Below are 25127 nucleotides of genomic sequence, written 5' to 3'. Positions count from 1 at the left end.
CAAAAAAGTTGTTTTCTTTCTCTTCATCCGATCTTATGCCGGCCGGACCATGCAAAAAAGACCTTTGCCGACATAAGGCAAAGGTCTTGCTAGACATGAATTCAGGCATGCCAACAAAGCCGATGGATACAATCCATGAAATGACGACTTTGTTTCCGGAATACATTCCGGACGCTACTCCCCTTTGGGATTTCAAGAAATATGATTTTATACGTCAATGATATGCGCAGCGCAATGATTTGTCAACGCTTATTTTTTAAAAATACAGATAATTGTTCGGAATGCGTGCGTTTCTTCCTCTTTTTCATCAGTAAGTAGAGCAGGAACAGCGCCAAAATCGCTATCCCGATCGGAAGCATATATTGATCAAGAATAGAGCCGACTTCCTTCCAATTTTCACCGAGCTTCACACCGAGATAAACATATACAAATGTAATCGGAAGCATAGCAATGAATGTATAAAGCGAAAACACCCAAACATTCATTTTTGCAATTCCGCACGGTATGGAAATCAATGTCCTGATGCCAGGCAAGAAACGGCCGCTGAAGGCGACAAAGCCCCCATGTTTTTTGAAAAAATTATCTGACTTATCAAGCGCTTCAGGTTTAATAAAGAGATACTTCCCAAAACGTTCAAGAAACGGCCTTCCTCCGTACCGGCCTATCCAATACAGCGTAAGCGGACCGGCCACTCCTCCAAGCGATCCTGCCAAAACAACGCCGGCAAGTGTCATATCGCCTTTAGATACCCAATAGCCCGCAAGCGGCAAGACGACTTCGGCTGGAATAAACTCAATGCTGAGCGCTAGAAATATTCCAAAATAAGATAAGCTTTTAAATGCTTCTATCCATGACATAACCAGCTCTTCGATAGCCACCAACTCCCTTGTCTCATGTTTATGTATCATACATTTTTGTTTTTTCGGAAAACGTCAAGATGATTTTAACACATTTTTCACGGTCAGTTGAACTAAAAATAGATCTCCCTCGTATTTCTATCGTTTTGAAGGCTGAAACTCTGCGGTTAAGCAGCCGATAATAAAGAGAGTCAACAAGACTGGAACACACGATACGGGGGGAATCTCCATTTGGAAATACACGTTACATATAATACGACGCTCATATGTTTATCTATTCTAATTGCCTGTACCGCCTCGTATATTTCCCTTGAACTTTCCAGGAAAGTCACCATCAACACAGGCTTAAAAAGTAAAATTTGGCTGATCGGCGGCTCACTTATTATGGGATTCGGTATTTGGTCAATGCATTTTGTAGGGATGATGGCCGTCCATATGGAAATGCCGATGGAATATGAATTCATGCCTTTAATGGCAGCCATTGGCGCATCTGTTTCGGGATCATTTGTGTCATTATATTTTGTCAGCCGGCACATTCTTACATATTACAGACTGCTTATCGGATCAGTTGTGCTTGGCGCATCTATTGCTTCTATGCACTATATCGGAATGTCTGCCATTTCCCGGGTAATGATTATTTACGAACCGATTTTATTTACAGTTTCAATTATCATTGCGATCGCAGCCTCTTTCGTCTCGTTAAAAATATTCTTTGACTTGGCCGTGAAAAAACATTCTGAGCATCTTATAATCTATAAAGTCGTCAGTTCAATTGTAATGGGTATTGGGATTTCGGGCATGCACTACACAGGGATGCTTGCGGCAACTTTCCATAAGAACATGGCTCCGCCCGGAAGCCATATGGAGGTGCAAACGTTTCATTGGTCAATTTTTGTTACTTTAATTATTTTTTGTATCCAAACGTTATTGTTATTCAGTTCCCATGCAGATCGAAAATTTATTAAACAGAGCGAACGCATAAAGGATAACGAACAACGATTTCAGTCTTTAATTGTCCACAATATTGATGCAATCTTTATTTTATCATTAGAAGGAGACATAATATCTTCCAATCACGCTGGTGAGGAAATGATCAGCAAATTTGGCTTCAGCATGCATGACTGGAGGAATTATACATCACAGAAGATTAAGCGCCTTTTTGAGCAAGTTAAAAAAGATAAACAAGCGATGAACAGCGATAGCGATCTTATCACTGAAAAAGGCCAGTTCCACTTAAATATTACGCTTATACCTGTTGAGGTCAATCAGGAACTAGACAGCATTTATGTCATTTGCAAAGACATGACGAAGCAGTACAAAGCAGAAAAAGAAATCCATAGAATGGCTCATTATGATTCACTTACAGACTTACCTAACAGAAGGCATGCCATCTCTCATCTAACAAAGGTGCTGAATCGCGAGCATTCCTTGCATTATAACACCGTTGTATTCTTTCTCGACTTAAACCGGTTTAAAGTGATTAACGATGCATTAGGGCATAATGTCGGTGATCAACTGCTTCAGTTTGCAGCTAAACGCCTGTCATCTGTAGTCCCTGATAACGGATTTATCGCCCGTCTTGGCGGTGATGAATTTATTATTATATTAACAGACGCCAATACAGGAACAGGCGAAGCAGATGTTTTGGCAAGAAAAATTATCCAAAAATTCAAAAAACCTTTCAAAATTCAAGATCACATCCTTGTCACATCTGTCAGTATCGGGATTGCGATATCTCCAAAAGACGGGACGGATGGACTTGAATTGATGAAAAAGGCTGATATGGCAATGTATGCGGCTAAAGAACGAAACAAAAGCAAATACAGATACTATTCTTTTTCAATCGGCAACAAAGAAACCGTCAAGCTTAACCAAGAGATGGTACTCAGAGAAGCAATCGAAAACGATAGATTTGTGTTGCATTATCAGCCGCAATTCAGTGTAAAAAAACAAAAAATGACAGGAGCAGAAGCACTGATACGCCTTGTGACACCAGACGGGCAGCTGCGTCCGCCCGGAGAATTCATTGGTGTTGCAGAAGAAACGGGACTTATTATTGATATCGGAAAGTGGATTATAGATGAAGCATGCAAGCAGGCAAGGATTTGGCATGACAAAGGCTATGATCTTTCTGTCGCCATTAATATTTCCGCCAGACAGTTCCAATCCAAAGATCTGATTCCCCTCATCAAGGATACGCTTAATAAATACCAGCTTCCCCCGCAGCTTCTTGAAGTGGAGGTGACGGAAAGCATGACAATGGACAATCTCGATCACTCCAAAAAGGTTTTATCATCCCTAACAGAATTAGGAATCAGAATCAGTATTGACGATTTCGGTACTGGTCACAGCTCTCTTAGCTATTTGAAGGACTTCCCGATTCACAGGCTGAAGATTGACAAATCATTTATTGACGATATTCAGACCCATCCTAAATCAGAGCAAATTACCGGAGCTATTATTGCCATGGGGCATCAGCTGTCTTTGCAGGTGATTGCCGAAGGTGTGGAAAATGCAGCTCAAAAGCAGCTTCTTTTTGAAAAAGGCTGCGACCATTTACAGGGCTTCTTTTTCAGCAGGCCAATACCTCCGGAACAATTCGAACAATTCATTATTGAACAGCCGTCGCAATAACAGCGCCGGCTTTTTTTCACCCATAAGTTACTACACATGAATCGTAATCCTTCTCTTCACACTAAAGAAAAAAAGGGGTTTATCGATATGCATACAATGTGGAAGGGATCGATCAGCTTCGGATTAGTAAACATCCCCATCAAGCTATATGCGGCCACAGAAGATAAAGATATTAAACTGCGCAGCCTCCATAAAGAGGATCACGCACCAATCAAATACGAGAAAGTTTGCACAAATTGCGAAAAAACTCTTAGTCCTGATGAAATTGTGAAGGGATATGAATATGTAAAAGGAAAATATGTAGTGCTGACGGACGAAGATTTAAAAAGCTTAAAACAGGAGCATGAGGAGAAAGCAGTTGAGATTGTTGACTTTGTTCAGCTTCAGGAAATTGATCCGATTTATTTTAACCGCTCCTACTTTGTCGGCCCCGGGGATAATGGGACGAAGGCCTATACCCTGCTGCGTGAGGCGCTGCGCTCAACCGGAAAGATCGGTATCGCCAATATGACAATCAGGTCAAAGCAGCAGCTGGCGATTCTCCGTGTTTATGAAAATTGTATCGTCATGGAGTCTATCCATTATCCCGATGAGGTCAGAAGCGCCGCTCATGTCCCAGGTGTACCTGATCAATCGAATGTAAACGATAAGGAACTGCAAACTGCTATCACATTAATAGATGAACTGACTGCTGAGTTTGAGCCTGAGAAATATGAAGACACGTACCGACAGGCGCTGCTGCAAAGAGTCAACGACAAGCTAGAAAATAAAGAAACGGCTGTGACTCCTGATAAAGCGCCACCTCGTGAAGATGTCATTGACCTGGTAAGCGCTCTGCAAGCCAGCATCGACAGAACCAGAAGGCCGAACCGGGAGACACCGGCTGCCGCACCTGCACAAGCCGCTGAACCGAAAGGAGCCGGAGATAAAAAACAAAAAACAACTAGAAAAAAAGCCTCCGGCACATCATAGCGCATGGCGTTTACCATGCAGCCGGTCTTAACTTCGTCACCGCCAATCGGAGCAGAATGGCGTTACGAAGTAAAATATGATGGGTACCGCTGTATTCTCCGCATCTATTCTTCAGGTGTGACCTTAACCAGCAGAAATGGTGTGGAGCTCAGCAGCACCTTCCCTGAAATCACACAATTCGCCAAAACTGCCTTTCAGCACCTAGAAAAAGAGCTTCCGCTGACACTTGACGGTGAAATCGTATGTTTGGTGAATCCCTGTCGTGCAGATTTTGAACACCTTCAAGTGCGGGGGCGTTTGAAAAGGCCAGACAAGATTCAGGAATCGGCACACGCGCGGCCGTGCTGCTTTCTCGCCTTTGATTTGTTAGAGCGAAGCGGAGAAGATGTAACGCTTCTTTCGTATTTAGACCGCAAAAAATCGCTGCGTGAACTCATATCCGCAGCAAAGCTTCCTGCATCTCCAGATCCTTACGCAAAAGAAACCATTCAATCCATTCCCTGTTATGATCATTTTGATCAACTCTGGGAGATGGTAATAAAATATGACGGAGAAGGAATTGTAGCGAAGAAAACAAACAGCAAATGGCTTGAAAAGAAGCGGTCGTCCGATTGGCTCAAATATAAAAACTTTAAACAAGCTTATGTTTGCATAACAGGGTTCAACCCTAACAACGGGTTTCTGACGGTATCTGTGTTAAAAAACGGAATAATGACACCGATTGCCTCTGTCTCGCACGGAATGCGCGATGAGGAAAAAAGCGCTATACGCGAGATTATGGAACAGCACGGACATCAAACACCCTCAGGCGAATTTAGTCTTGAACCTTCGATTTGTGCATCTGTTCAATACTTAACAATTCTCCAAGGCACATTAAGAGAGGTATCGTTTATCGGTTTCGAATTCCAAATGGACTGGACCGAATGCACGTATGCGCAAGTCATACGACACTCCAAACCGGTTCACCCAAAGCTCCAGTTCACAAGCCTAGATAAAATCATATTTGAAAAGAATAAAAAAACAAAAGAAGATTTTATTCAGTATATGATTGAAGTCAGTGACTATCTGCTCCCATTTCTGAAAAACCGGGCTGTCACCGTCATCCGCTATCCGCATGGATCTAGGAGCGAATCATTTTTCCAAAAAAACAAGCCGGACTATGCGCCGGATTTTGTTCAATCTTTCTATGATGGAAGCCATGAACATATTGTCTGTGAGGATATGTCTACATTGCTATGGCTTTGCAACCAGCTTGCTTTGGAGTTTCACGTTCCTTTTCAAACCATTAAAAGCAGGCGTCCGGCTGAGATTGTCATTGATTTAGACCCTCCTTCGCGAGATGACTTTCTTATGGCCGTGCAGGCCGCAAATGAACTGAAGCGGCTGTTGGATTCCTTTGGCATCACATCGTACCCGAAGCTGTCCGGCAACAAAGGCATCCAGCTTTATATTCCCTTGTCTCCCGAGGCATTTACGTATGAAGAAACACGCCAATTTACACAGCTGATCGCAGAGTACTGCACCAATGCATTTCCCGAGCTCTTTACCACTGAACGCTTGATTAAAAACAGACACGGCAAATTGTATCTTGATTATTTGCAGCACGCAGAAGGAAAAACGATTATCTGTCCCTATTCGACGAGAGGAAATGAGCTTGGGACTGTCGCAGCCCCGCTCTACTGGCATGAGGTGCAATCATCTTTAACACCCGCTCTGTTTACAATTGATACGGTCATCGATCGAATTAAGAAGCAGGGCTGCCCATTTTTTGATTTTTACCGCAACCCGCAAGACGAACCGCTTAGCGCCATATTGCATCAGTTAAAGAAAAAGAGCTGACTAATGAAGTCAGCTCTTTCCGTTTAACTGTACTTTTTTTCTAACCGCTCTTTTTCCTGGCGCTGGAGCGGGCTCAGCTGCTCATTATACAAATCAATATCAATCGCGTATTTCGGCCGTCTTTTCACTTCAGAAAAAATCGTTCCAATATACTCTCCGATGATGCCAATTCCCATCAATTGCAACCCGCCCAAAAACCAAATGGATATGATGAGAGACGCCCAGCCTGCATTCGTATGGCCGAGCAGCTTTTGAATAAACGCGCCAATCCCTGCCACAGCGCTGAGGAAAAACAAAACAAACCCTAAAAGCGTAAAGAATCGAATTGGTGCGACACTGAATGAAGTAATCCCGTTAAAAGCGAAGGATAGCATCTTTTTCAGCGGATATTTCGTTTTGCCAGCAAAGCGTTCCTTGCGGTCATACAAAACTTCGGCCGATTTAAAGCCGATCATAGGGACAATACCTCTTAAAAACAGATTCGCTTCCGGATAACGCTCAAGCTCTTCGAGGGACCTTTTATTCATTAAACGAAAATCAGCATGATTATAAATTAATTTAATCCCAAGCTTATTCATGAGACGATAAAACCCTAACGCGGTCGTGCGCTTGAAAAAGGTATCGGTTTTTCTGCTCCGGCGTACACCGTAAACGATCTCGCAGCCCTCATGATATTTCAGCATAAAATCCCGGATCACAGAGATGTCGTCCTGAAGATCAGCATCGATCGAAATGACGCAGTCTGACCTATTCTTCGCTTTATGCAGTCCGGCTAAAAGCGCTTTTTGGTGGCCGACATTGCAGGCTAATTTTAAGCCGGTAACCTTCTTGTTTCTTATGCTCTCCATAGCAATCAAAGCCCAAGTGCGGTCTTTGCTGCCATCATCGACAAACAGAATTTTACTGTCTTCAGCAATTAATTTTTCTTCAATTAAATCATCTACAACCTCTGTCAGCTGACGGCTTGTTTCTTGAAACACTTCCTCTTCATTGAAACACGGGACGACGATGGTTAATACTGGCTGTGACTGTTTCAATCGATATCCTCCTTATCTTGTTTCATATAAATAAATGCGCCAGGCGGAATCTTTATGGTCAAACGTCTTTACGAGCGCGAGATGGTTTTGTTCAGCATTCATGATCGGAACTGAAGAAAAAATGTACCGTCCGCCCATTTTTTTAAATACATCTGTATTTAATTGAAGGTTGTTGATCGTTTTCTTCGAGTTCTTTTTGAAATCATATCGTTTACCGAGTTCATCGACAAAAAGGTAGCAGCGGCTGCCCCATTCATCAAAGTATTGTTTCAGCCGAGAATTTTTTTCCAGCTCTTTTTCGATGATTTTCCTAAATTCATATTTATATGAGAGCGGATACAGATTGTTATACGTATCTAACGTATAAAACCCGTTATATTGGGCGATAGACGGATGCAGTCCGATGCTCGCCACCCTGTACGAATCTTGCGGACGTCCGATATATTCCTTAATCTCTTTGAATTGTTCCGATGCATAAAACTCCTTGAATGTCGGCGCGTTGTAATGAACGCCATACGTATATTCTTCATTAAAAGGCGCCAACACCATCAGCTGTGCAGCGACTGCGGCGTACACAAGCCATTTCCATCCTTTCCCCATCCGCCAAATGAGATATAAAGCAAGCGCAAAGCTCACGTATATAACAAGCGGCCGAAGAAAATGAAAACGGGCAAAATTAAATTCTGCTAAAAAAGCAAATTTCTGCTTTGGAACAGCCCAAATTTTGTTGAACCAAAACGCATACCATAATGACAACCCGTAATTAAGCACACATAAAAACAGATAAACATTTTCTGGCTTTGTCCGATTTCGTTTGAACAGCAGAGCAGCAAATACGACCAGCAGGATCGGGAGGATGACAACGGTATGAACGGTCATCACATGATTATGGCCATAGACAAAGTTTTTTACGGATAGCCGAAGAGACTGCCAAACGTCATGCCTGGATGAGATAAATTCGATACGATGCATCGGTGCGTGTTCAAACAGCATCGAATAGACAAGCCGATATTCAACGAAAAGATAAATACTCGTCATAAATGCAATACTGCCTAAGAACATCAAATTCCATCTTCTATTTGTAATGGCATCATACAGCCAAAAACACGCCATCCCTGTCAGGAAAAAGAAGAAGCCTAGAACAAAGCTTGAGTATAGAGGAAGCAAGCCCAGCGTCAGCCACTCTCTCCATGAGATATCCCCTTTTCGGATATTTAAAAAAGCCCACAGTGCCAAAGGGTACCCAAGCGTACTCAGCATTCCCGAAGGCCAGAACGGTGTTAAGGCAAATGCAAGCGATACGCCAATTCGGATGAAAGCCGCTTTTGGTTCCGGGATTATATGTTTCTTCAGCAGCACATACATTCCAAAAAAAGCGACAACTCTTGTAACCGTCTGGCTTATTGCATAGGCGGTCATGGAAGAAAAGAAAGCATGGAGCCAAACAATTCCGCTCCACTCGGTGCCAAAGGCATCCCGGGGCAGCCCGTTAATGATTTGGGGAATGGCAGCGTCAACCTTGCCGACGATTTCTCCGCTATCGGCCAGAACCTTGTACCAAGCGATGTTGGAATCTAAATTATCGTGGACCCGGATATGGGCATCTTCCTTTAAAATAAAAAGCGGGGATACATACAATAAAAGAAGAAATAATGCGATCCAGAGATAATATGTTTCTTTTTTTTGTTGTCTCATCAATCGTAACATTGCTTACACATCCATTTGTTATTCTGACTCCATCGGCATGTTCTGCCTCATGTGTCAAAATTTATTATCCCTTTTCCCTTCCAAATCATTCATCATATGACAATCCGTTTTTCAGCCTGTCTCTACCCATTAATTCCCGCTATCCATAGGGCTTGATCACTTACTATACTGATAGAAGGGAGGGGATATATTTTGTTTACAATCTTACTTTCATTGGCCATACTCGTATTTGTGCCATTTCTATATAAAGCGAACCGCAATACAAAAGATGTGAAAGTCAACACCATTTCAATCGACCAAAAAGACGGCCTTCCAGCCAGAAAAAAATTAAATATCCTTCATTTATCAGATCTTCACTTGGAAAACATTTCTGTCTCACCTGAGGAGCTGTATCATTTAACAAAAGATCAGCCTGTGGACATCATTGCTCTTACCGGGGATTTTCTTGATCGGAAACGTAATATTCCGAAGCTGGCAGGTTACTTGAACGCCTTGCAAAAGCTGAAGCCTGCATATGGAATGTACGCGGTGTTCGGTAACCACGATTATGTATTGAAAGAAGAGGACTTTCGGAGATTAAAGCGAGTTTTAGAGGAAAACGGCTGTATTACGCTGCAAAATGAACATGTTCGAATCGAGACGGCTGCAGGGCCAGTCAATATTATCGGCATTGATGATTACAGTACGAATCGGAGTAATATCACCGGCTCTTATCAAAGTCTGGAAAATGGCTATCATCTTGTCTTAACACATGACCCAAATATTATTCTGGATATGAAAGATGTTCATTATGATTACCTGCTGTCAGGGCATTTTCACGGCGGGCAAATTCACTGGCCAAAACCGTATCATTTGGTGAAAATGGGCAAGCTCGTGCGAATGAACATGATTAAAGGCCTTCATTATCATTACGATAAACCATTTTATATCAGCGAGGGCTTGGGACAAACCGGCGTAAATATCCGTGTCGGAAGCCGCCCTGAAGTAACATTTCATCAGATTTAATCAAAAAAGACTGTGCTGACCGAGGCATCAGTCTTTTTTTTGATAGGTTTTCTGCAGCTTTTCTTTTGAGATAAACAAATAGGATGAATTCGGTAAATGCCGCAAGCTCACAGGCTTTGAAGTCAAATATAAAATCGGCACATGGGACACTTTTTTAAAGCATCTGTAAAAAGGGTTCACCGGGGTGATCACATCAAAGCCGAGCCTTTCCACACCTTTGTCAAGCATTGTAATCCCAATGATTCCTTTAATTTTCTCGCTTTTTTTATGATTGTTGATATAGTCAAGAAGAAGCGGCATCGATTGATATACTTTCTGATAAATAATGATTCCTTTTCTGACCGCGCTCTCAATGCTTTGCAGTTCTCTTATCAGCTTAATATTGTGCAGATGAATTTTAACGAGCACATCATTTTTTCTAATATGCGTTCCATCGCTCAGTACGACATGATGTCCTTTATACTTCGTCAGCCTGACTCGAAAAACGCTTTTTTGATCGTTGTCAATCAAGCTTAGCCTTGAAAAAAAGAAATAAATCGGGTCAACCACTCTCCATATGGAAAGGAAACAAGTTTTCATCTTTTCACCTTCCTTATGATCAAAAACACCCTTATATTTTGTGAACGTTCTCCTCAAAATATAGTTGCCATATTTTTTTAGGAGGACTGTCATGAAAAACATTCTCATTTTTCCTTTTTTAAGCATTTCCACCGGCCATCATCATGTGGCTGATGCATTGCAGGCTGAATTAGAGTCTCAAGGGCTGGCAGCTGAAAAGATTGATATCTTTTCACATGCGTATAGCCGTTTAGAAAAATTGTCCTCCGTGGCTTATTTAAAATGGATTCAATATTTCCCGAAAACGTACAGCGGCATTTACAGGCTCCTCGCCTGCGGAGAATTTCAGCATGACAAACGCTATTTCATGTACGAATGGCTGTTCACACAGCAAATGAGGCACATCCTCCAAGAAAAACAGCCTGATATCGCCTTCTGCACACATGCGCTGCCTTCTTATCTGCTGAACCGACTAAAGCCTGAATATCCGAATCTGACGGTAGTGAATGTATACACTGATTTTTTCGTGAATCAATTATGGGGACGGAAGAACATTGATTACCATTTTGTTCCGAGCACGGAAGTAAAGAAGCAGCTAATATCAGAGGGGATCGATCAGAACAACATATACTTGACCGGCATTCCAGTTCACCGAAATTTTGAAATGGAATCAGCAGATACCTTGCAGCACCACCCGCCATATACCATCATCATCACAGGGGGCAGTATGGGGGTCGGTGGGATTTTAAAATGGGTGCAGGAACTGTCGCCAGGCGGAAAGATCTTATACAAAATATTATGCGGCAGAAACGAAAAGCTCTACTCCTATGTCAAAAGTTTACACCACCCCTTGATTGAGGCGATTCCTTACCTTCACAGCAAAGCAGAGATGAACCGTTTGTACGAACAGGCGACAGGCATCATGACTAAACCCGGAGGCGTGACCATCAGTGAATGCTTACAGTAACGGCTTCCGGTATTTATTTATCATGCACTGCCGGGACAGGAGGAAATGAATTTAAACCTTCTACATGAAAGGAAGCTCGTAACAGATATGAGAAACTGGGACATGCAGAAAGCAGAAGAGTATATCGCGGTATTTTTTCAATCGAACGAACAGATGAAGGAGTATAAAAAACACGTCAATGGATACCTTGGCGAAATGTCTGATAGGAAGATTGAAGATGTTTTAAAAAGAGTCATATGGAAACAAAAAAACACTCTCCTGAAATAGAGAGTGTAGAATAGTTAACGAAACAGCAAATGCTGGCTGTGTATGCCTGCTTTCTTGAGCAGGACGATCAGCTGGTCCTGTTCATCAGGCGAAAGACCTGAAAACGCTCTCGCAATACGCAGTGCATGAATCGGATAAATTTTATCCAAATACTCATTTCCCTTGTCAGTTAAATGTGCGTAAACAGAGCGTTTATCTTTTGGGTCCTGCTCCCTTACTAAAAACCCGTTTCTTTCTAGTTTGTCAATAACATATGTGACGTTTCCGCTTACAAGCAGAAGTCTCGACCCAATTTGCTGTAATTTTTGCGGGCCTCTTGTGTACAGGAGCTCCAGTACAGCAAATTCAGTGGGATTAAAACCGTGCTCTTTGCTATCACGGATACTATGTTCGGACACACTTTTGAAAGCCCTTGCAAAAACTCTGTACAAATTCATCGCACGCTCAACTTCTTCTTCGTTAAACGATAATCTCATCATATCTACCTCGTATATAGGATTTTTATAAAAAAATAATGAAAACCCTTACATATAATAAGAGTTCAGTCCCTTACTATACGTATTCGCTATAATTCGAGAAATTCCTTCTAAAAGCAAAAAAATCCTTATACATTATCTTGTATAAGGATAATTTTTATGATTTGTAATGCTTCGAAAGAAATAAGCGTATTCTTTCCGAAGCTCAGAAATCGTCATTTTGTTCATGACCTCTTTATTATAAACCCCAATCTGATAGAGTTTTTCAGAATAATGGCGTCGTTCTTTTTCTAAAGCGGATTTCAATAAATTACTCATAGCGTCCTCCTTCATTTTGAGGTATCCTATACAAAAGATACTCTTTTTAAATGAACGTGGTATGAATCTAATGTAAAGAATTTATGTTTACGAAGATTTTCGGTATTGTCCGTTTTGAACCGATCTTAATAATTGAAAAGCCTGTTCTCCGGCAAGCTGCATAAACGTCTCCAGCATTTCATCACGCTTGATATCCAACTCTATAATTTCTTTTGCCAGTGAGACCGCTTTTTCTTCCTCCATGATTATCCTTCCTCCTCGTTTGATTCGTTACATAAAGGATAAAACGCGCTTGGGTGTTACGCATTATTCTTGTTAATTTTTCTTCCGTATTTTTTCAAAAATCTTCTATTTGATGTTAGAAAATATGACAAGCGTCAGGTTTTTTCTCTTTGTTTTTTATATACTATTATCAAAAGACATCCAGGGGTGGAAAAATGACCACAGAAGATCATTCTTATAAAGACAAAAAAGTGATTTCAATCGGAATTGTGAGTGAATTGACAGGATTGTCCGTAAGACAGATCAGGTATTATGAGGAACGAAAGCTCATTTACCCGCAGCGTTCTTCAAGGGGGACAAGAAAATACTCCTTTGCTGATGTAGAGCGGCTGATGGATATCGCCAATAAACGTGAAGACGGCGTACAGACGGCAGAGATTTTAAAGGATATGCGCAAAAAAGAACAGATGTTAAAAAACGATCCGCAAGTGCGGAAAAAAATGCTGGAGGGGCAGCTTAATGCTCACTTTCGGTACAAAAACCGTTAAATAATAAAAGTCCGGCTCGCAGTTGAGACGGACTTTTTACGTTTATAAAGAGTGAATGAATGCAGTGGCAATGCCAAAGTAGATTAATAAAGATAAAATATCGTTTAACGTTGTAATCAGCGGTCCAGAAGCAATTGCCGGGTCTACTTTCAGTTTGTGTAAAATAATAGGGATAATCGTTCCTGACATCGTGCCGATGATTAAGGTTAAGAACAGTGAAGAGGCGACAACAAATCCCAAAAGCGCATTCCCCTGCCATATGATGGAGACAATCGCAATCAGCACAGAACAAACCGCTCCGATAAAAATGCTTGTTCTGAACTCCCGGAAGATCAGGCGCACAATCGTTTTTTTGTTCATTTCTTCTTTAGACAAACCTCTGATGACAACCGCGAGAGATTGTGTTCCCGTATTTCCTGTCATCCCTGATACCATCGGCATGAAAAACGCAAGCGCGACAACCTGCTTCAGCGCGTCTTCAAAATAGCTGATAATGCTTCCTGAAATCAGTCCGATAAACAAGAGTAAAATCAGCCATGGCAGGCGCCGGTATGCCGCCACGTAAGCTTTTGTGTCAAAGGTGATGTCTTTACCGGAAGCGGCAAATTTTTCGTAATCCTCATCAGCTTCCCGAATAACGACGTCGATAATATCATCGACCGTCACAATGCCGACAAGCACGTTGTTTTCTTCTACAACCGGTATTGCCAAAAAATCGTAACGTTCAATCAGGCGGGCAACTTCTTCCTGGTCCTGAAGAGCATCTGCTGATATGACGCGGGTAAACATTAAATCCTGCACCTTTTCTTCAGGTTCACCCAGAATCAAATCGCGGTAGGAAAGAACCCCAACCAGCTGTTTGCTTTCATTAATAACATATAAGTAGTTGATCGATTCAGCTATTTCAGCGAAGCTTTTCAGTTTGACGACCGCGTCTTTTACCGTGTAATGCTGAGGAATCCACACATACCGGTTTGTCATCATGCGTCCCGCTGAATCAGCCGGGTAATTCATCAAGAGCTGTACAGCTTTTGATTCTGACGCTTCCATGCTGGACAAAAGCTGTTCCTTCAGTTCTTCGTCCATTTCTTCAAGCAATTGAGCGAGGTCATCGTTGTCCATTTTATTCATCGCCAGTGTTGCTTTTGTTTTTCCGACTTTATTTAAGACGACAAGCTGAAATTCGCGTTCCAGCTCCCCGATCATATCAGTGATATCGTCTACAGTTAAATAAGATAAATAGCGGGCGCGGTGTTTTTCCGGCATTTCTTTAAAAATAAATGCCATGTCATAGGGCTGAAGCTCATCAATAACACTTCTGAAATCCCTGATTTTCCCGTCTCGCAGTAAAATAATGATGCGTAAAATGAGTTCGTCATAGGTCATGTTTTGAACCATCGGGACTCGTACCTCCTCTACGGAGACGTGCCGGCCTCGCCAGAAGGTGCGGCAGTTCGTCTCCTCATCGTGTAATCAATTGTCTTGCTGTCATAGTATATGGGTACTTCTTCAGATTGACTCGAATGGGGAGAATCCATACTCCGCACCTCCTTTGATTGGTTTCGTTTTAAAGGCATAAAAAAAGCCTTCGGGATTGAAGGTGAAAGAAGCACGGCAAAAAAAGCGTGCGGGCGCCTTCAATCGTAGAGCTTTAGCACTGTATGGCATAGGACAAGCATCCAGCTGCATTAAAAATCACCTTATGTCGATGATTTCTGTTGACCCATTGGCGTCTTTGGACATTTTTGGGCAGCAGCGTATCTCCATACAGGAGCCTCACCTAACGAAGTTCCTAATTGAATTGACACACTGAGATTACAGAAAAAAACAAGCTGTGTCAACTCAAAAAAGTAATAAATGCGCTTACATCACAATTACGGAACAAAACAAGGGCCAAAGCCCTTATTCTGTTGTTTGTGTCTCGTCATCTTCAGAAAGCAAATGATACGTTTCATGAAGAAATAAGGCGTACTCTCCTTCCTTCGTCGGATGAGGGACATATTCAGCCTGATTGATGTATTGCTCCTCTTTCTTTTCCATGCGTTTCGCCTCCTTTTCTACTTAGATTGTCCAAAAGAAGGTTTCTTATCATGAAAAACCCCCGCTGCAGCGGGGGTTTTGATTAGTCATCTATCTCCTGTTTGATAATGCGTCCATCTTTTGCGGAAATTTCAAATTCTGTCTCAGTTCCTTGCTTCGTTTGGATTTCCATTTCATAGATGTAAGCACCGTCATCTTCGTCAAGCTTACTTTCTGTTACGGTTCCACCTGTTTGCTTTAAAGCAATTTCTTCAGCTTCTTCTTTGGTTATGGCGACTTGTTCTGCTTTCTCCTTTAACGGGTCATTAAGCGCTTGTTTTGTATGAATATCTACATAAACGTCGTAGTCTTCACCTTCTTTTTCAATCTCCACTTCATAGACTTCTTTGCCGTTGTAAAGGTCTCTGTCAATGTCTTCTACTGTGCCGTCAACAACTGTTTTAGCAATTGCTTCTGCTTCTTGTTCAGTGAGTGCATCCGTCTTAGAAGAAGCCTGTCTGTTTTCATTGTTTTCTTTGGCAAACGCGTTGTAGCTGAATCCTCCGGCCGCTAGGCACCCTGCTAAAAGACCGACCATCCATTTTTTCTTGAGCATTTGTGAGTCCTCCTTTGTTTTGTATGAGTACAGTTTACACACTCAACATGAAAGGAAAACGAGAGCAAGATGAGAATTTGATGAGAAACCGTCAGTCTTCATACACAATGTTAGCTACCTTTCCTGTGTAGGCATTGATTTTCACTGTCGCTTCCTTGCTATCAGGAAGATCAACGTCCACTTCAAAGATGAGAGTGCCCTCACTTTCTTCGAGATCTGCGTCATCCGCTGTTCCTCCCGTTTCTCGCTCAGCAATTGTTTTGGCTTCTTTTTTCGTAATCGGCGTTTTTTGTTGATCTTTGCTGCTGATTTGATCGGCAGACAAGACTGTTTTTGCCTGCATGTCTACCTTCACTTCGTATGTTTTCCCATCTTCTTTTTGTATGGTATAAGTGGCAACTCGACTTTGCCGTGTTTGTTTTTTGACGGTTCCCGGCACCCGCTCAAGCGCGAGATGCTCGGCTTCTTTTTCTGTCATGGCAGATGGATTCACTGCTTTTACTCTATTCATTGAAAGAATGTCAGCCGATATTGCGTCTGCTTTTACAAAGTAAGTTCCCTTTTGATTTTCAAGCGTTATATCATATGTTTTTTTATCCTTTGATTGTGTTGCTTTCGTGACCTTGCCTTCATAAGAGGATTCGACTTTTTTTACGACAGTCTCCTTTGACAATACGTTCTCATGGGTTTGCCGAATGATGAGAAACGTACAGATGATGACAACTAAAATGGCTGCTGCGGCAAAAGATACTGTTTTTATTGTTTTAGTCATCGGCCTCCCCCATTCTGTTCGCTGAATTGCATGGTGACAGCTGTTCCTTGTCCCGGCTTGCTTTTGACAGACAGCTCAATGCCATGCTCATCGGCGATTTGCTTGGCAATGGAAAGGCCTAAACCCGTTCCGCCTGTTTTTCTGTTTCGTGCTTCATCTGCCCGGTAGAACCGTTCGAACAAATGCGGGATATGCTCCTCAGGTATTCCGATGCCTTCATCCCTCACTGATAAAAATGGCCGTCCATTCCTCGTTCCAGCTGACATCTCAATAGGCTTTTCACTATACTTTATTGCATTATCAAGCAAAATGGTCAACAGCTGCTTGATGCGTTCTTCATCAGCCTTTACAAGCAGGCTCTCTTTATCTGTTTCAAGAAATATGTCACGCTGATAAACGGACTGGAGCGTTTGCATAACCGCGCGCGCCGCTTCAATCAGATCGATTGTTTTCAGATCAAGATCAAGCTCTTGATGACTTTTGGCCAGCGCCAAAAGCTGATTGGTCAGTTTTTTCATATGCACCGCTTCTGAGTGAATGGCTTCTATCGACTCCTCAAGCACCTCCGGCTTTTTTGCCCCCCACCGCTTCATCAGGCTGCTGTAGCTTTCTATAATGGTGAGCGGCGTTTTCAATTCGTGTGAAGCATCTTGAACAAATTGCTGCTGTTTATCATAGTGCTCCTTCAGCATCATTGCCATTTCATTAAATGTCAGCCCCATTTGATACAATTCATCGTTGGACTGTCCTTCTAAAGAAATCGTTTTAAATTTTTTGTCTCGCTGTATGTCTTTCATTGTGATCATTAATCGTCTGATCGGATTGATGATTCGGCGGGCTAGCAAGCTGCCTGCAAAAAAAGAAGCAATGCAGACAGCAGCACTTGCAGCGATTAAGATGATTTTCAGCAGAAACAGACTCTCTTCTGTGTTCTCAAGCCTTTCAACCAGCTGAAGAGAAACCACTTGTCCATCGGTCCAAATTACCGGAACAGCAGCCTCGGCAAACAGCTTGCCGTCATGTTTCCTCACATCTGCCGTTTCTCCGCTATGAAAAGAGAGAGGAAAATCTTTATAGGCTTTTTCTTTTGTGATCGTCATAACGGCTTTTTGATCACCATTCACTACACGCACCATGCCATTTGCCGGAAGATAGGCCTGCAGCATATCCTGCAAAGCCACTCCTTCTGTTTCAGCGGCACGCAGCGCTTCGGCAATGTTATCCGTCTCATCAGCAAGCCGGGATGCATCCTTTGATGTCAGCGCAGACGAAAAAATGAGATAGACTGCGGTATGCACCAAAATTAATAAAATCAACAGTGATATTGATGTGTATAGATGAATCTTGGTCTTCAGCTTCATCGTTTACCCCTTAATGGCATAGCCGACCCCGCGAATCGTATGGATCAGCTGTTTTTCGTAAGGATAGTCCAGTTTTTTTCTGATGTATCTTATGTAGACGTCCACGACATTTGTATCACCGATATAATCAAATCCCCATACCGAGCTTAGAATTTGCTCCCGTGTCAGCACTTGCTGCGGATGCTTTAGCATATAGACGAGTAGATCAAATTCCCGCGGCGTTAATTCCACCTCTTTGTCTCCGCGTCTCACTTCACGGGTTTTTTCGTTCACCCGCAAATCGTCATATGTAAGAAAGGTGCCGATATCTTCCGTTTTTGTTCCATTTTGCCGCAGCGCCGCCCTGATTCTCGCAAGCAATTCCTCGATTTCAAACGGCTTGGTGACATAGTCATTCGCACCGATGTCCAGACCTGTTACCTTATCAGGAATACTGTCTCGCGCCGTTAATAATATGACCGGTGTCTGCGGATCCGTTTTTCTCAAGCGGCGCAGCACTTCCAGTCCGCTAAGCCCCGGAAGCATGACATCAAGAAGCACCAAGGAATGCCCGCCTTTCGCTGCCGCATCCAGACCTTCTGTGCCATTGTGTTTGATGGTGACGCTGTATCCTTCATATTCCAATTCAAGCTGAAGAACCCTGGCGATTTTTTCTTCATCTTCCACAATTAATATGTGTCCTTTTTCCAAATTTGATCATCCTCTCCCGTCCCTATATGAAAAAAATGATTTCGTTGTTTACAAAATGATTCTTATCATCTATTATGATGTCAAAATAAAAAATTGTATACGGAAAGCACTAGGGGTGCTGTTTTGGCTGAGATAAAGCGCGGAAGAAACGCGCTTTGATCCCTTATGACCCGATCTGGATAATACCAGCGTGGGGAAGTGCAGGTTGACCGAATGGTGTATTTTTTTGTGCGCTTAATCGATCTATGACTGCATATTCCCTTAGGATATGCAGTTTTTTATTTTACCAAAAAAACAGGAGGTCGGAGAAATGGAGCATATTTGCGGTACAAGCAGAATCGCCGGTTTTCGCTTCTCTTTATATCCGATGACGGATGATTTTATCAGTGTGATCAAGTCTGCGCTGAAAAAAACAGATACATCCAAGGTATGGACGAAAACCGACCATATCAGCACGGTGTTACGCGGATCGATTGATCATGTATTCGATGCTGCAAAAGCCATTTACCTTCATGCAGCAAACAGCGAACAACACATCGTCATGAACGGCACGTTTTCCATTGGATGCCCGGGTGACACACAGGGGGATACATATCTTTCCAAAGGTGATAAGCGTGTCAATGAAGATGCTGTCCGAGGCTTGAAGGCGGAAGCGCCGTGCCAATTTGCCCTTTATCCAATGAACGAGCCGGATTATATGGGATTGATTATGAAGGCTGTCGACATTGCAAAAGCCCAAGGCACTTTCGTACAGGGTGTCCATTACGCGAGCGAGCTTGACGGGGATGCGCATGACGTATTCAGCACATTGGAAGCCGTTTTCCGCATGGCTGAGCAGCAAACAAACCACATCACCATGACTGTGAATCTTTCGGCTAACAGTCCATCAAGAAAAAACAGAAAGCAGGGATAAAATGAAAAGCTGGAAAGTAAAAGAAATTGTCATCATGTCCGTTATCAGTATCGTATTTGCCGTTGTTTATTTATTATTTACACATTTCGGAAACGTGCTTGCAGGTATGTTTGGGCCAATCGCCTATGAACCGATTTACGGCATTTGGTTTATCGTTTCTGTGATCGCCGCGTACATGATTCAAAAACCGGGTGCGGCGCTCGTTTCTGAAATCATTGCCGCTCTCGTTGAGTGCCTGCTGGGAAATCCGTCTGGCCCGATGGTCATCGTCATTGGCATTGTTCAAGGGCTCGGGGCTGAGGCTGTATTTCTTGCAACACGCTGGAAAGCATACTCTCTCCCTGTCCTTATGCTGGCCGGTATGGGGTCTTCAGTAGCCAGCTTTATCTATGATCTCTTTGTTTCTGGCTATGCAGCCTATTCACCAGGTTATCTGCTCATTATGCTTGTGATCCGCCTCATTTCCGGCGCGCTTTTGGCGGGGCTTCTCGGAAAAGCTGTCAGCGATTCTCTCGCTTATACAGGTGTGTTAAACGGAATGGCACTCGGAAAGGAACTGAAAAAGAAACGGAAGCGGGCGTCAGAACATGCAAGCCTTTGATGAGCTTCTGACGGTTGAGCAGCTCAGCTTCTCTTATGAAGAAGACGAGAAACCGGTTTTTCAAGACATTTCGTTTGAGCTTCAAAAAGGAGAATGTGTTTTATTATTAGGACCGAGCGGATGCGGTAAAAGCTCGCTCGCCCTTTGTTTAAACGGTCTATATCCGGAGGCTTGCGACGGCATTCAGTCCGGACATGTCTTTCTATTTCAAAAGCCGGTCACAGATGCTGAAACCTCCGAAACGATTGCTCAGCATGCCGGGGTCGTTTTTCAGGATCCTGATCAGCAGTTCTGCATGCTGACGGTAGAGGATGAAATTGCGTTCGGGCTGGAAAATCTGCAAATTCCAAAAGAAGCAATGACAGAGAAAATCAACGCCGTATTAGAAAAATTACGCATTACCCATTTAAAAGAAAAAACGATCTCAACCCTTTCAGGAGGACAAAAGCAGAAAGTGGCTCTCGCCTGTATTTTGGCGATGGAGCCTGAGCTTATTATTTTAGATGAGCCGACCTCTCTTTTAGACCCTTTCTCAGCGCGGGAGTTCGTTCATCTGATGAAGGATCTTCAGCGGGAAAAAGGTTTCAGCCTCCTCGTCATTGAGCACCAGCTTGATGAATGGGCGCCTTGGATTGAGAGAACGATCGTACTCGACAAATCAGGCAAAAAGGCGCTGGATGGCCTGACGAAAAATCTATTTCAGCATGAAGCGGAGACACTAAAGAAATTGGGCATCGCCATTCCAAAGGTCTGTCATCTGCAGGAAAAGCTGAGTATGCCGTTTACTTTATCAAAAGAAATGCTATTCAAAGAGCCTATTCCTGCCGGGCATGCCAAAAAGAAGGAAGCTCCTTCTGGGGAGAGTGTGCTTGAAGTCAGCAGCCTTTCGTTCGCGAGAGGACAGCAGACGATTTTCAAAGACATCAGCTTTTCGTTGCGCGGAGGCTCTTTAACGGCGCTTGTCGGTCCGAACGGCACTGGAAAATCGACGCTCTTATCAGTTCTGGCCCGTCTCATGAAACCGCAAAGCGGCAAAATCCTTCTTTATGACCAGCCGCTGCAGAAATATAAAGAAAAAGAATTGCGTAAACGGATGGGATTTGTTTTTCAAAACCCTGAGCATCAATTCGTCACCGATACGGTGTATGATGAGCTTCTGTTCGGCCAGAAAGCAAATGCTGAAACTGAGAAAAAAGCGCAACACCTGCTGCAGCGTTTTGGTCTTGCGCATTTGGCTGATCATCATCCGTTTGCGATCAGCCAAGGACAAAAACGGCGACTGAGCGTAGCTACTATGCTCATGCATGACGTAAAGGTTTTATTATTAGACGAACCAACCTTTGGCCAGGATGCCCGCACGGCGGCTGAATGTATGGAAATGATTCAGCGTATCAAGGCAGAGGGAACCGCTGTCCTTATGATTACACACGATATGGAGCTAGTCTCTTCGTATGCTGACAGCGTGCTTGTGCTTCACGATACGGGCCTGGCCTTTGACGGATCTCCAGCGCAGTTGTTTTCTCAAGAAACAGGGCTTGTCCAAAAAGCAAAGCTCACCCTTCCTCTTCTATATGAATGGATGGCATATCAAGAGGAGGTGCGTGATGAAGCAGCCGTTACATCTCATTAATCCGACTGTGAAAGCGGCGGCGGTTTTTTGTTGTGTCGTCATGCTGTCGTTTATTTACAACCCTTACACTCCGGCATGTTTTTATATCATCATCGTTGCGGGCGTTCTACTGGCGGCCGGAATCCCATTGAAAAAATGGTTGTTGTTTACGATTCCGTTTTTGATTTTAGCATTCGGGTGCGTGTGGACAGCCGCAGTTTTTGGAAAGGTGCCGACAACACCGGATAATTTTTTGTTTCAAGCAGGCCCTATCTCAATTAACAGCGATAATGTGTCTGTCGGCATCTCCCTTGGGTTTCGTATTTTATGCTTTTCCGCCTTATCGATGATGTTTGTTTTTACAACCGATCCGATTTTATTTATGCTGAGCCTTGTCCAGCAGTGCAGGCTCTCACCAAAGCTCGCGTACGGTGTCATTGCAGGCTTTCGCTTTCTTCCGCTGTTAAAGGATGAGATCCAGCTGATTCAGCAGGCTCATAAAATCAGAGGAGGAGCGGCGGAGAGCGGCATCATTAAGAAAATCAGTGCGTTAAAACGATATACCATACCGCTATTGGCAAGCGCCATCAGAAAAGCGGAACGGACAGCGCTTGCGATGGAATCGAAAGGTTTTACTGGAAGCAGAAACCGGACATATTACAGGACATTGAGCGTGAACCGGCACGACTGGGTGTTCTTTTGCCTCGTCCTCTTATTATTTGCGGGATCCTTTCTCGTATCTTTATGTTTCGCATCATAAAAAATCCGCTATCACAGATAGCGGATTTTTTTATTGATGATAGTTTAATGCTTGGGCAAGGTTGGTTTTAATGGTAATATTCGAAAAGTCAATCCCCAGCTGTACAGCAGTTTGCGCAATTTCAGGCCTGATTCCTGACAGGGTTGACCGGACACCGATCAGATTAAGCGCCTCAATCAATTTAAAGATCTGGTGCGCCACCATCGTATCCACCACAACAACACCTGACAGATCGATTAACAGATGCTCCACACGTCTTTTCGCACAAGCTTGAAGCGTGTTTTCCAGAATAAACTTCGCCCGTTCGGTATCAATGTCACCGACAAGCGGCAGCAGAGCTGTTGATTTGCTCAGGGTAATGACAGGTGAGCTTAATTCCAATATCATTTCTCTTTGGGCGTTTAATTGCTGCTTGGTATTCATTTCAGCGTGATCAACGAATGTATAAATGGTGAAATCAAATACTTTTACAATCAAATCTGCCCATTTTTGCTTCTCTCCCGGTTCAAACGCTGACTCATTTTCTTCTGCGAACTTCTCAAAATACTTCGTATATAATCTCCTGTTTCTCATAAACTCCCGAATGACATACTGAACCGGTGTGTCAAGATGTTTTTGATCGTTGGTCAGCTCAATGACCCACTCTTGAAACTCTTCGAGAAATTGTTTTTCCGGTAAAACATACATGTAATTCAGATGCCGGTAAAATTCTCTGTCCTGCTCTTTCAATTCTTCCGTTACTGTTGCATTATGTAGGGCGTAAAGCGAATTCGGATCACTTTCCTCCATCGTTTCAATCCATTCCTCGGCCATTTGTTCCACATGCTCTGAAAAAAATGCATATAATTTTTCATTCAGTTTCATGACACTGCTCCTTTCCCCAACACTATTATAACTTGACTTACAGTTGAATCCCAGTCATACACGCCGAAGCCATCCAATATTTTGAAGATTACTAATTCTTTGGTGTGTATCCTATTTTTTCAAAATGCTTCAAATGGCTCTGTCCGAGCGCTTGCTTTTTTCATATAATATGAGGCAACACCCTTGAATCCACTTGAAAGCATAAAAAAGGAGGGCTTTTTTATGAATGGTGAAATCCGCTTGATCCCGTATGTGACGAATGAGAAGATCATGGATGTAAACGAGCTTCCTGAGGGCATTAAAGTGATTAAGGCGCCAGAAATGTGGGCAAAAGGGGTAAAAGGCAAAAATATTAAAGTTGCTGTATTAGACACGGGCTGCGACACAAGCCACCCTGATTTAAAAAATCAAATCATCGGCGGAAAGAACTTCACGGATGACGACGGCGGCAAGGAAGATGCGATTTCCGACTACAACGGACACGGCACACACGTCGCCGGAACGATTGCAGCTAATGATTCAAACGGAGGCATTGCCGGAGTCGCGCCTGAGGCAAGCCTATTGATTGTGAAGGTTCTTGGCGGCGAGAACGGCAGCGGACAATACGAATGGATAATCAACGGCATCAACTACGCGGTGGAACAGAAAGTCGACATCATCTCAATGTCCCTTGGAGGGCCAAGCGATGTGCCAGAGCTGGAAGAAGCAGTGAAAAACGCAGTCAAAAACGGAGTGCTTGTCGTTTGTGCAGCGGGAAATGAGGGTGACGGCGACGAACGCACAGAAGAGCTTTCCTACCCCGCAGCTTATAACGAAGTCATTGCAGTTGGATCTGTTTCAGTAGCGCGAGAATTATCAGAATTTTCTAACGCGAATAAAGAGATTGACCTTGTGGCACCAGGAGAAAATATCTTATCCACCCTTCCCAACAAGAAGTACGGTAAGCTGACCGGCACTTCAATGGCTGCCCCTCATGTCAGCGGAGCGCTTGCTTTAATCAAAAGCTATGAAGAAGAATCATTTCAAAGAAAGCTTTCTGAATCTGAAGTTTTCGCACAGCTAATCCGCAGGACACTTCCTCTTGAAATTGCAAAAACGCTGGCAGGCAATGGATTCCTGTATTTAACAGCTCCTGATGAGCTCGCAGAAAAAGCAGAGCAATCACATTTGTTGACCCTATAAGATTATTTTTCTTATATAATATACACCACATCATATAAATAAAAATTTCAAATTCTATGTTGACAATGAATTTGAATTACTGTTAAGATTACCAACAAATGATTCAACTTTTCAAAAAATTAATAACATTTTCTCTTATCGAGAGTTGGGCGAGGGATTGGCCTTTTGACCCCAACAGCAACCGACCGTAATACCATTGTGAAATGGGGCGCACTGCTTTTCGCGCCGAGACTGATGTCTCATAAGGCACGGTGCTAATTCCATCAGATTGTGTCTGAGAGATGAGAGAGGCAGTGTTTTACGTAGAAAAGCCTCTTTCTCTCATGGGAAAGA

At 43.1% G+C, this 25127-nt stretch carries 25 protein-coding genes, 1 pseudogene and 4 riboswitches; of the genes and pseudogenes, 11 read left to right on the top strand and 15 right to left on the bottom strand.

The annotated features are described in order from the left end of the window. Positions 1 to 91 precede the first annotated feature (91 nt). Positions 92 to 195, bottom strand: a riboswitch (yybP-ykoY riboswitch). 47 nt (positions 196 to 242) lie between these two features. Continuing rightward, positions 243 to 908 (bottom strand): DedA family protein, encoded by a 666-nt coding sequence (locus NX903_RS06675; RefSeq protein ID WP_024572507.1) that lies wholly within the window; start codon positions 906 to 908, stop codon positions 243 to 245. A gap of 180 nt (positions 909 to 1088) precedes the next feature. Between NX903_RS06675 and NX903_RS06670 the strand changes: the two genes are divergently transcribed. The 3 genes from NX903_RS06670 to NX903_RS06660 all read left to right on the top strand — a co-directional run bounded on the left by NX903_RS06670 (position 1089) and on the right by NX903_RS06660 (position 6302). Next, positions 1089 to 3491 (top strand): EAL domain-containing protein, encoded by a 2403-nt coding sequence (locus NX903_RS06670; protein ID WP_137200740.1) that lies wholly within the window; start codon positions 1089 to 1091, stop codon positions 3489 to 3491. 87 nt (positions 3492 to 3578) lie between these two features. Continuing rightward, positions 3579 to 4463, top strand: coding sequence for a non-homologous end joining protein Ku (ku, locus tag NX903_RS06665; protein WP_024572505.1), 885 nt, complete (start codon positions 3579 to 3581; stop codon positions 4461 to 4463). 3 nt (positions 4464 to 4466) lie between these two features. Beyond that, entirely contained in the window at positions 4467 to 6302 is a 1836-nt protein-coding gene (locus NX903_RS06660) for a DNA ligase D (protein ID WP_086343763.1), read from the top strand. A gap of 23 nt (positions 6303 to 6325) precedes the next feature. Here NX903_RS06660 and NX903_RS06655 read toward each other — a convergent pair whose 3' ends face one another. Together NX903_RS06655 and NX903_RS06650 are read right to left on the bottom strand one after the other, a co-directional pair. Next, positions 6326 to 7339: a glycosyltransferase family 2 protein gene (locus tag NX903_RS06655; RefSeq protein ID WP_015252230.1), complete on the bottom strand. Its 1014-nt coding sequence runs from the start codon at positions 7337 to 7339 to the stop codon at positions 6326 to 6328. Between the two features lie 12 nt (positions 7340 to 7351). Next, a complete protein-coding gene (locus tag NX903_RS06650) occupies positions 7352 to 9046 on the bottom strand; it encodes a DUF6044 family protein (protein WP_086343762.1) in 1695 nt (564 codons plus the stop codon). A gap of 192 nt (positions 9047 to 9238) precedes the next feature. Here NX903_RS06650 and NX903_RS06645 point away from each other — a divergent pair, with 192 nt between their 5' ends. Continuing rightward, on the top strand, positions 9239 to 10051 hold the full coding sequence (locus tag NX903_RS06645; RefSeq protein WP_086343761.1) for a metallophosphoesterase: 813 nt from the start codon (positions 9239 to 9241) through the stop codon (positions 10049 to 10051). Positions 10052 to 10078: 27 nt separating this feature from the next. Here NX903_RS06645 and NX903_RS06640 read toward each other — a convergent pair whose 3' ends face one another. Continuing rightward, positions 10079 to 10630, bottom strand: a complete 552-nt coding sequence (locus NX903_RS06640) for a YkoP family protein (RefSeq protein WP_003245777.1) — start codon at positions 10628 to 10630, stop codon at positions 10079 to 10081. Between the two features lie 91 nt (positions 10631 to 10721). On the opposite strand from NX903_RS06640, the pseudogene NX903_RS06635 reads away from it, so the two are divergent. Continuing rightward, positions 10722 to 11843, top strand: a pseudogene (locus NX903_RS06635) (MGDG synthase family glycosyltransferase). A gap of 14 nt (positions 11844 to 11857) precedes the next feature. On the opposite strand, the gene NX903_RS06630 reads toward NX903_RS06635, so the two are convergent. From NX903_RS06630 to NX903_RS06620, 3 genes are all read right to left on the bottom strand, one after another. Beyond that, positions 11858 to 12322, bottom strand: a complete 465-nt coding sequence (locus NX903_RS06630) for a MarR family winged helix-turn-helix transcriptional regulator (protein WP_003232536.1) — start codon at positions 12320 to 12322, stop codon at positions 11858 to 11860. 132 nt (positions 12323 to 12454) lie between these two features. Then, positions 12455 to 12637, bottom strand: coding sequence for a stress response protein YkoL (gene ykoL / locus NX903_RS06625; RefSeq protein WP_003245766.1), 183 nt, complete (start codon positions 12635 to 12637; stop codon positions 12455 to 12457). Between the two features lie 87 nt (positions 12638 to 12724). Continuing rightward, complete coding sequence (locus NX903_RS06620) at positions 12725 to 12880, bottom strand: hypothetical protein (protein ID WP_003232538.1); 156 nt, start codon at positions 12878 to 12880, stop codon at positions 12725 to 12727. 194 nt (positions 12881 to 13074) lie between these two features. On the opposite strand from NX903_RS06620, the gene tnrA reads away from it, so the two are divergent. Continuing rightward, positions 13075 to 13407, top strand: a complete 333-nt coding sequence (gene tnrA / locus NX903_RS06615) for a MerR family transcriptional regulator TnrA (RefSeq protein ID WP_003232541.1) — start codon at positions 13075 to 13077, stop codon at positions 13405 to 13407. A 42-nt stretch (positions 13408 to 13449) separates the two neighbouring features. Here the strand turns inward: tnrA and mgtE are convergent, their stop codons facing one another. From mgtE to ykoG, 7 genes are all read right to left on the bottom strand, one after another. After that, a complete protein-coding gene (mgtE, locus tag NX903_RS06610; RefSeq protein ID WP_003232543.1) occupies positions 13450 to 14805 on the bottom strand; it encodes a magnesium transporter in 1356 nt (451 codons plus the stop codon). A gap of 17 nt (positions 14806 to 14822) precedes the next feature. Continuing rightward, on the bottom strand, positions 14823 to 14945 hold the full coding sequence (locus tag NX903_RS06605) for a hypothetical protein (RefSeq protein WP_009967087.1): 123 nt from the start codon (positions 14943 to 14945) through the stop codon (positions 14823 to 14825). 91 nt (positions 14946 to 15036) lie between these two features. After that, positions 15037 to 15202: riboswitch (M-box (ykoK) riboswitch) on the bottom strand. A 107-nt stretch (positions 15203 to 15309) separates the two neighbouring features. After that, positions 15310 to 15447 carry a transcriptional regulator SplA domain-containing protein gene (locus NX903_RS06600; protein WP_003218541.1) on the bottom strand — a complete coding sequence of 46 codons (138 nt, stop codon included), beginning with the start codon at positions 15445 to 15447 and terminating at the stop codon, positions 15310 to 15312. A gap of 82 nt (positions 15448 to 15529) precedes the next feature. Continuing rightward, complete coding sequence (locus NX903_RS06595) at positions 15530 to 16042, bottom strand: PepSY domain-containing protein (RefSeq protein ID WP_014479606.1); 513 nt, start codon at positions 16040 to 16042, stop codon at positions 15530 to 15532. Positions 16043 to 16133: 91 nt separating this feature from the next. Further along, on the bottom strand, positions 16134 to 16814 hold the full coding sequence (locus tag NX903_RS06590) for a PepSY domain-containing protein (RefSeq protein WP_086343760.1): 681 nt from the start codon (positions 16812 to 16814) through the stop codon (positions 16134 to 16136). Next, positions 16811 to 18175, bottom strand: coding sequence for a two-component system sensor histidine kinase YkoH (gene ykoH / locus NX903_RS06585; protein ID WP_086343759.1), 1365 nt, complete (start codon positions 18173 to 18175; stop codon positions 16811 to 16813). The genes NX903_RS06590 and ykoH overlap by 4 nt, the downstream gene beginning before the upstream one ends. Before the next feature lie 3 nt (positions 18176 to 18178). Further along, entirely contained in the window at positions 18179 to 18865 is a 687-nt protein-coding gene (gene ykoG / locus NX903_RS06580) for a two-component system response regulator YkoG (RefSeq protein WP_086343758.1), read from the bottom strand. Positions 18866 to 18966: 101 nt separating this feature from the next. Beyond that, positions 18967 to 19079: riboswitch (TPP riboswitch) on the top strand. A 96-nt stretch (positions 19080 to 19175) separates the two neighbouring features. On the opposite strand from ykoG, the gene thiU reads away from it, so the two are divergent. From thiU to thiX, 4 genes are read left to right on the top strand one after another with little or no spacing between them, the layout of a single operon-like run. Further along, a complete protein-coding gene (thiU, locus tag NX903_RS06575; protein WP_015252237.1) occupies positions 19176 to 19778 on the top strand; it encodes an HMP/thiamine ABC transporter substrate-binding protein ThiU in 603 nt (200 codons plus the stop codon). Position 19779: 1 nt separating this feature from the next. Continuing rightward, entirely contained in the window at positions 19780 to 20379 is a 600-nt protein-coding gene (locus NX903_RS06570; RefSeq protein ID WP_029946399.1) for an ECF transporter S component, read from the top strand. Next, the gene (locus NX903_RS06565) at positions 20366 to 22009 is read left to right on the top strand and encodes an ABC transporter ATP-binding protein (RefSeq protein ID WP_086343757.1); all 1644 of its coding nucleotides are present in this window, start codon (positions 20366 to 20368) and stop codon (positions 22007 to 22009) included. Before NX903_RS06570 ends, NX903_RS06565 begins: the two co-directional genes overlap by 14 nt. Then, positions 21984 to 22748: an HMP/thiamine ABC transporter permease ThiX gene (gene thiX, locus NX903_RS06560; RefSeq protein WP_086343756.1), complete on the top strand. Its 765-nt coding sequence runs from the start codon at positions 21984 to 21986 to the stop codon at positions 22746 to 22748. Before NX903_RS06565 ends, thiX begins: the two co-directional genes overlap by 26 nt. Positions 22749 to 22778: 30 nt before the next feature. Here thiX and rsbRB read toward each other — a convergent pair whose 3' ends face one another. Beyond that, positions 22779 to 23612 carry an RsbT co-antagonist RsbRB gene (rsbRB, locus tag NX903_RS06555; RefSeq protein WP_086343755.1) on the bottom strand — a complete coding sequence of 278 codons (834 nt, stop codon included), beginning with the start codon at positions 23610 to 23612 and terminating at the stop codon, positions 22779 to 22781. Between the two features lie 222 nt (positions 23613 to 23834). Here rsbRB and isp point away from each other — a divergent pair, with 222 nt between their 5' ends. Continuing rightward, the gene (gene isp / locus NX903_RS06550; protein ID WP_029727028.1) at positions 23835 to 24794 is read left to right on the top strand and encodes a serine protease Isp; all 960 of its coding nucleotides are present in this window, start codon (positions 23835 to 23837) and stop codon (positions 24792 to 24794) included. A gap of 132 nt (positions 24795 to 24926) precedes the next feature. Beyond that, a riboswitch (SAM riboswitch) is annotated at positions 24927 to 25082 on the top strand. Positions 25083 to 25127 lie beyond the last annotated feature (45 nt).

The organism is Bacillus sp. FSL R5-0576 (genome assembly GCF_038004765.1).
Lineage (GTDB): Bacteria > Bacillota > Bacilli > Bacillales > Bacillaceae > Bacillus > Bacillus subtilis.
This window is presented reverse-complemented; position numbering and strand designations above follow the sequence as displayed.

What these genes read in the sequence shown, in the direction of transcription:
- NX903_RS06675 (WP_024572507.1), bottom strand. Translation starts at nt 908, where the DNA reads ATGATACATAAACATGAGACAAGGGAGTTGGTGGCTATCGAAGAGCTG.
- ku (WP_024572505.1), top strand. Translation starts at nt 3,579, where the DNA reads ATGCATACAATGTGGAAGGGATCGATCAGCTTCGGATTAGTAAACATC.
- NX903_RS06660 (WP_086343763.1), top strand. Translation starts at nt 4,467, where the DNA reads ATGGCGTTTACCATGCAGCCGGTCTTAACTTCGTCACCGCCAATCGGA.
- NX903_RS06650 (WP_086343762.1), bottom strand. Translation starts at nt 9,046, where the DNA reads ATGTTACGATTGATGAGACAACAAAAAAAAGAAACATATTATCTCTGG.
- NX903_RS06640 (WP_003245777.1), bottom strand. Translation starts at nt 10,630, where the DNA reads ATGAAAACTTGTTTCCTTTCCATATGGAGAGTGGTTGACCCGATTTAT.
- NX903_RS06630 (WP_003232536.1), bottom strand. Translation starts at nt 12,322, where the DNA reads ATGATGAGATTATCGTTTAACGAAGAAGAAGTTGAGCGTGCGATGAAT.
- ykoL (WP_003245766.1), bottom strand. Translation starts at nt 12,637, where the DNA reads ATGAGTAATTTATTGAAATCCGCTTTAGAAAAAGAACGACGCCATTAT.
- NX903_RS06620 (WP_003232538.1), bottom strand. Translation starts at nt 12,880, where the DNA reads ATGGAGGAAGAAAAAGCGGTCTCACTGGCAAAAGAAATTATAGAGTTG.
- tnrA (WP_003232541.1), top strand. Translation starts at nt 13,075, where the DNA reads ATGACCACAGAAGATCATTCTTATAAAGACAAAAAAGTGATTTCAATC.
- mgtE (WP_003232543.1), bottom strand. Translation starts at nt 14,805, where the DNA reads ATGGTTCAAAACATGACCTATGACGAACTCATTTTACGCATCATTATT.
- NX903_RS06605 (WP_009967087.1), bottom strand. Translation starts at nt 14,945, where the DNA reads ATGGATTCTCCCCATTCGAGTCAATCTGAAGAAGTACCCATATACTAT.
- NX903_RS06600 (WP_003218541.1), bottom strand. Translation starts at nt 15,447, where the DNA reads ATGGAAAAGAAAGAGGAGCAATACATCAATCAGGCTGAATATGTCCCT.
- NX903_RS06595 (WP_014479606.1), bottom strand. Translation starts at nt 16,042, where the DNA reads ATGCTCAAGAAAAAATGGATGGTCGGTCTTTTAGCAGGGTGCCTAGCG.
- NX903_RS06590 (WP_086343760.1), bottom strand. Translation starts at nt 16,814, where the DNA reads ATGACTAAAACAATAAAAACAGTATCTTTTGCCGCAGCAGCCATTTTA.
- ykoH (WP_086343759.1), bottom strand. Translation starts at nt 18,175, where the DNA reads ATGAAGCTGAAGACCAAGATTCATCTATACACATCAATATCACTGTTG.
- thiU (WP_015252237.1), top strand. Translation starts at nt 19,176, where the DNA reads ATGGAGCATATTTGCGGTACAAGCAGAATCGCCGGTTTTCGCTTCTCT.
- NX903_RS06570 (WP_029946399.1), top strand. Translation starts at nt 19,780, where the DNA reads ATGAAAAGCTGGAAAGTAAAAGAAATTGTCATCATGTCCGTTATCAGT.
- NX903_RS06565 (WP_086343757.1), top strand. Translation starts at nt 20,366, where the DNA reads ATGCAAGCCTTTGATGAGCTTCTGACGGTTGAGCAGCTCAGCTTCTCT.
- thiX (WP_086343756.1), top strand. Translation starts at nt 21,984, where the DNA reads ATGAAGCAGCCGTTACATCTCATTAATCCGACTGTGAAAGCGGCGGCG.
- rsbRB (WP_086343755.1), bottom strand. Translation starts at nt 23,612, where the DNA reads ATGAAACTGAATGAAAAATTATATGCATTTTTTTCAGAGCATGTGGAA.
- isp (WP_029727028.1), top strand. Translation starts at nt 23,835, where the DNA reads ATGAATGGTGAAATCCGCTTGATCCCGTATGTGACGAATGAGAAGATC.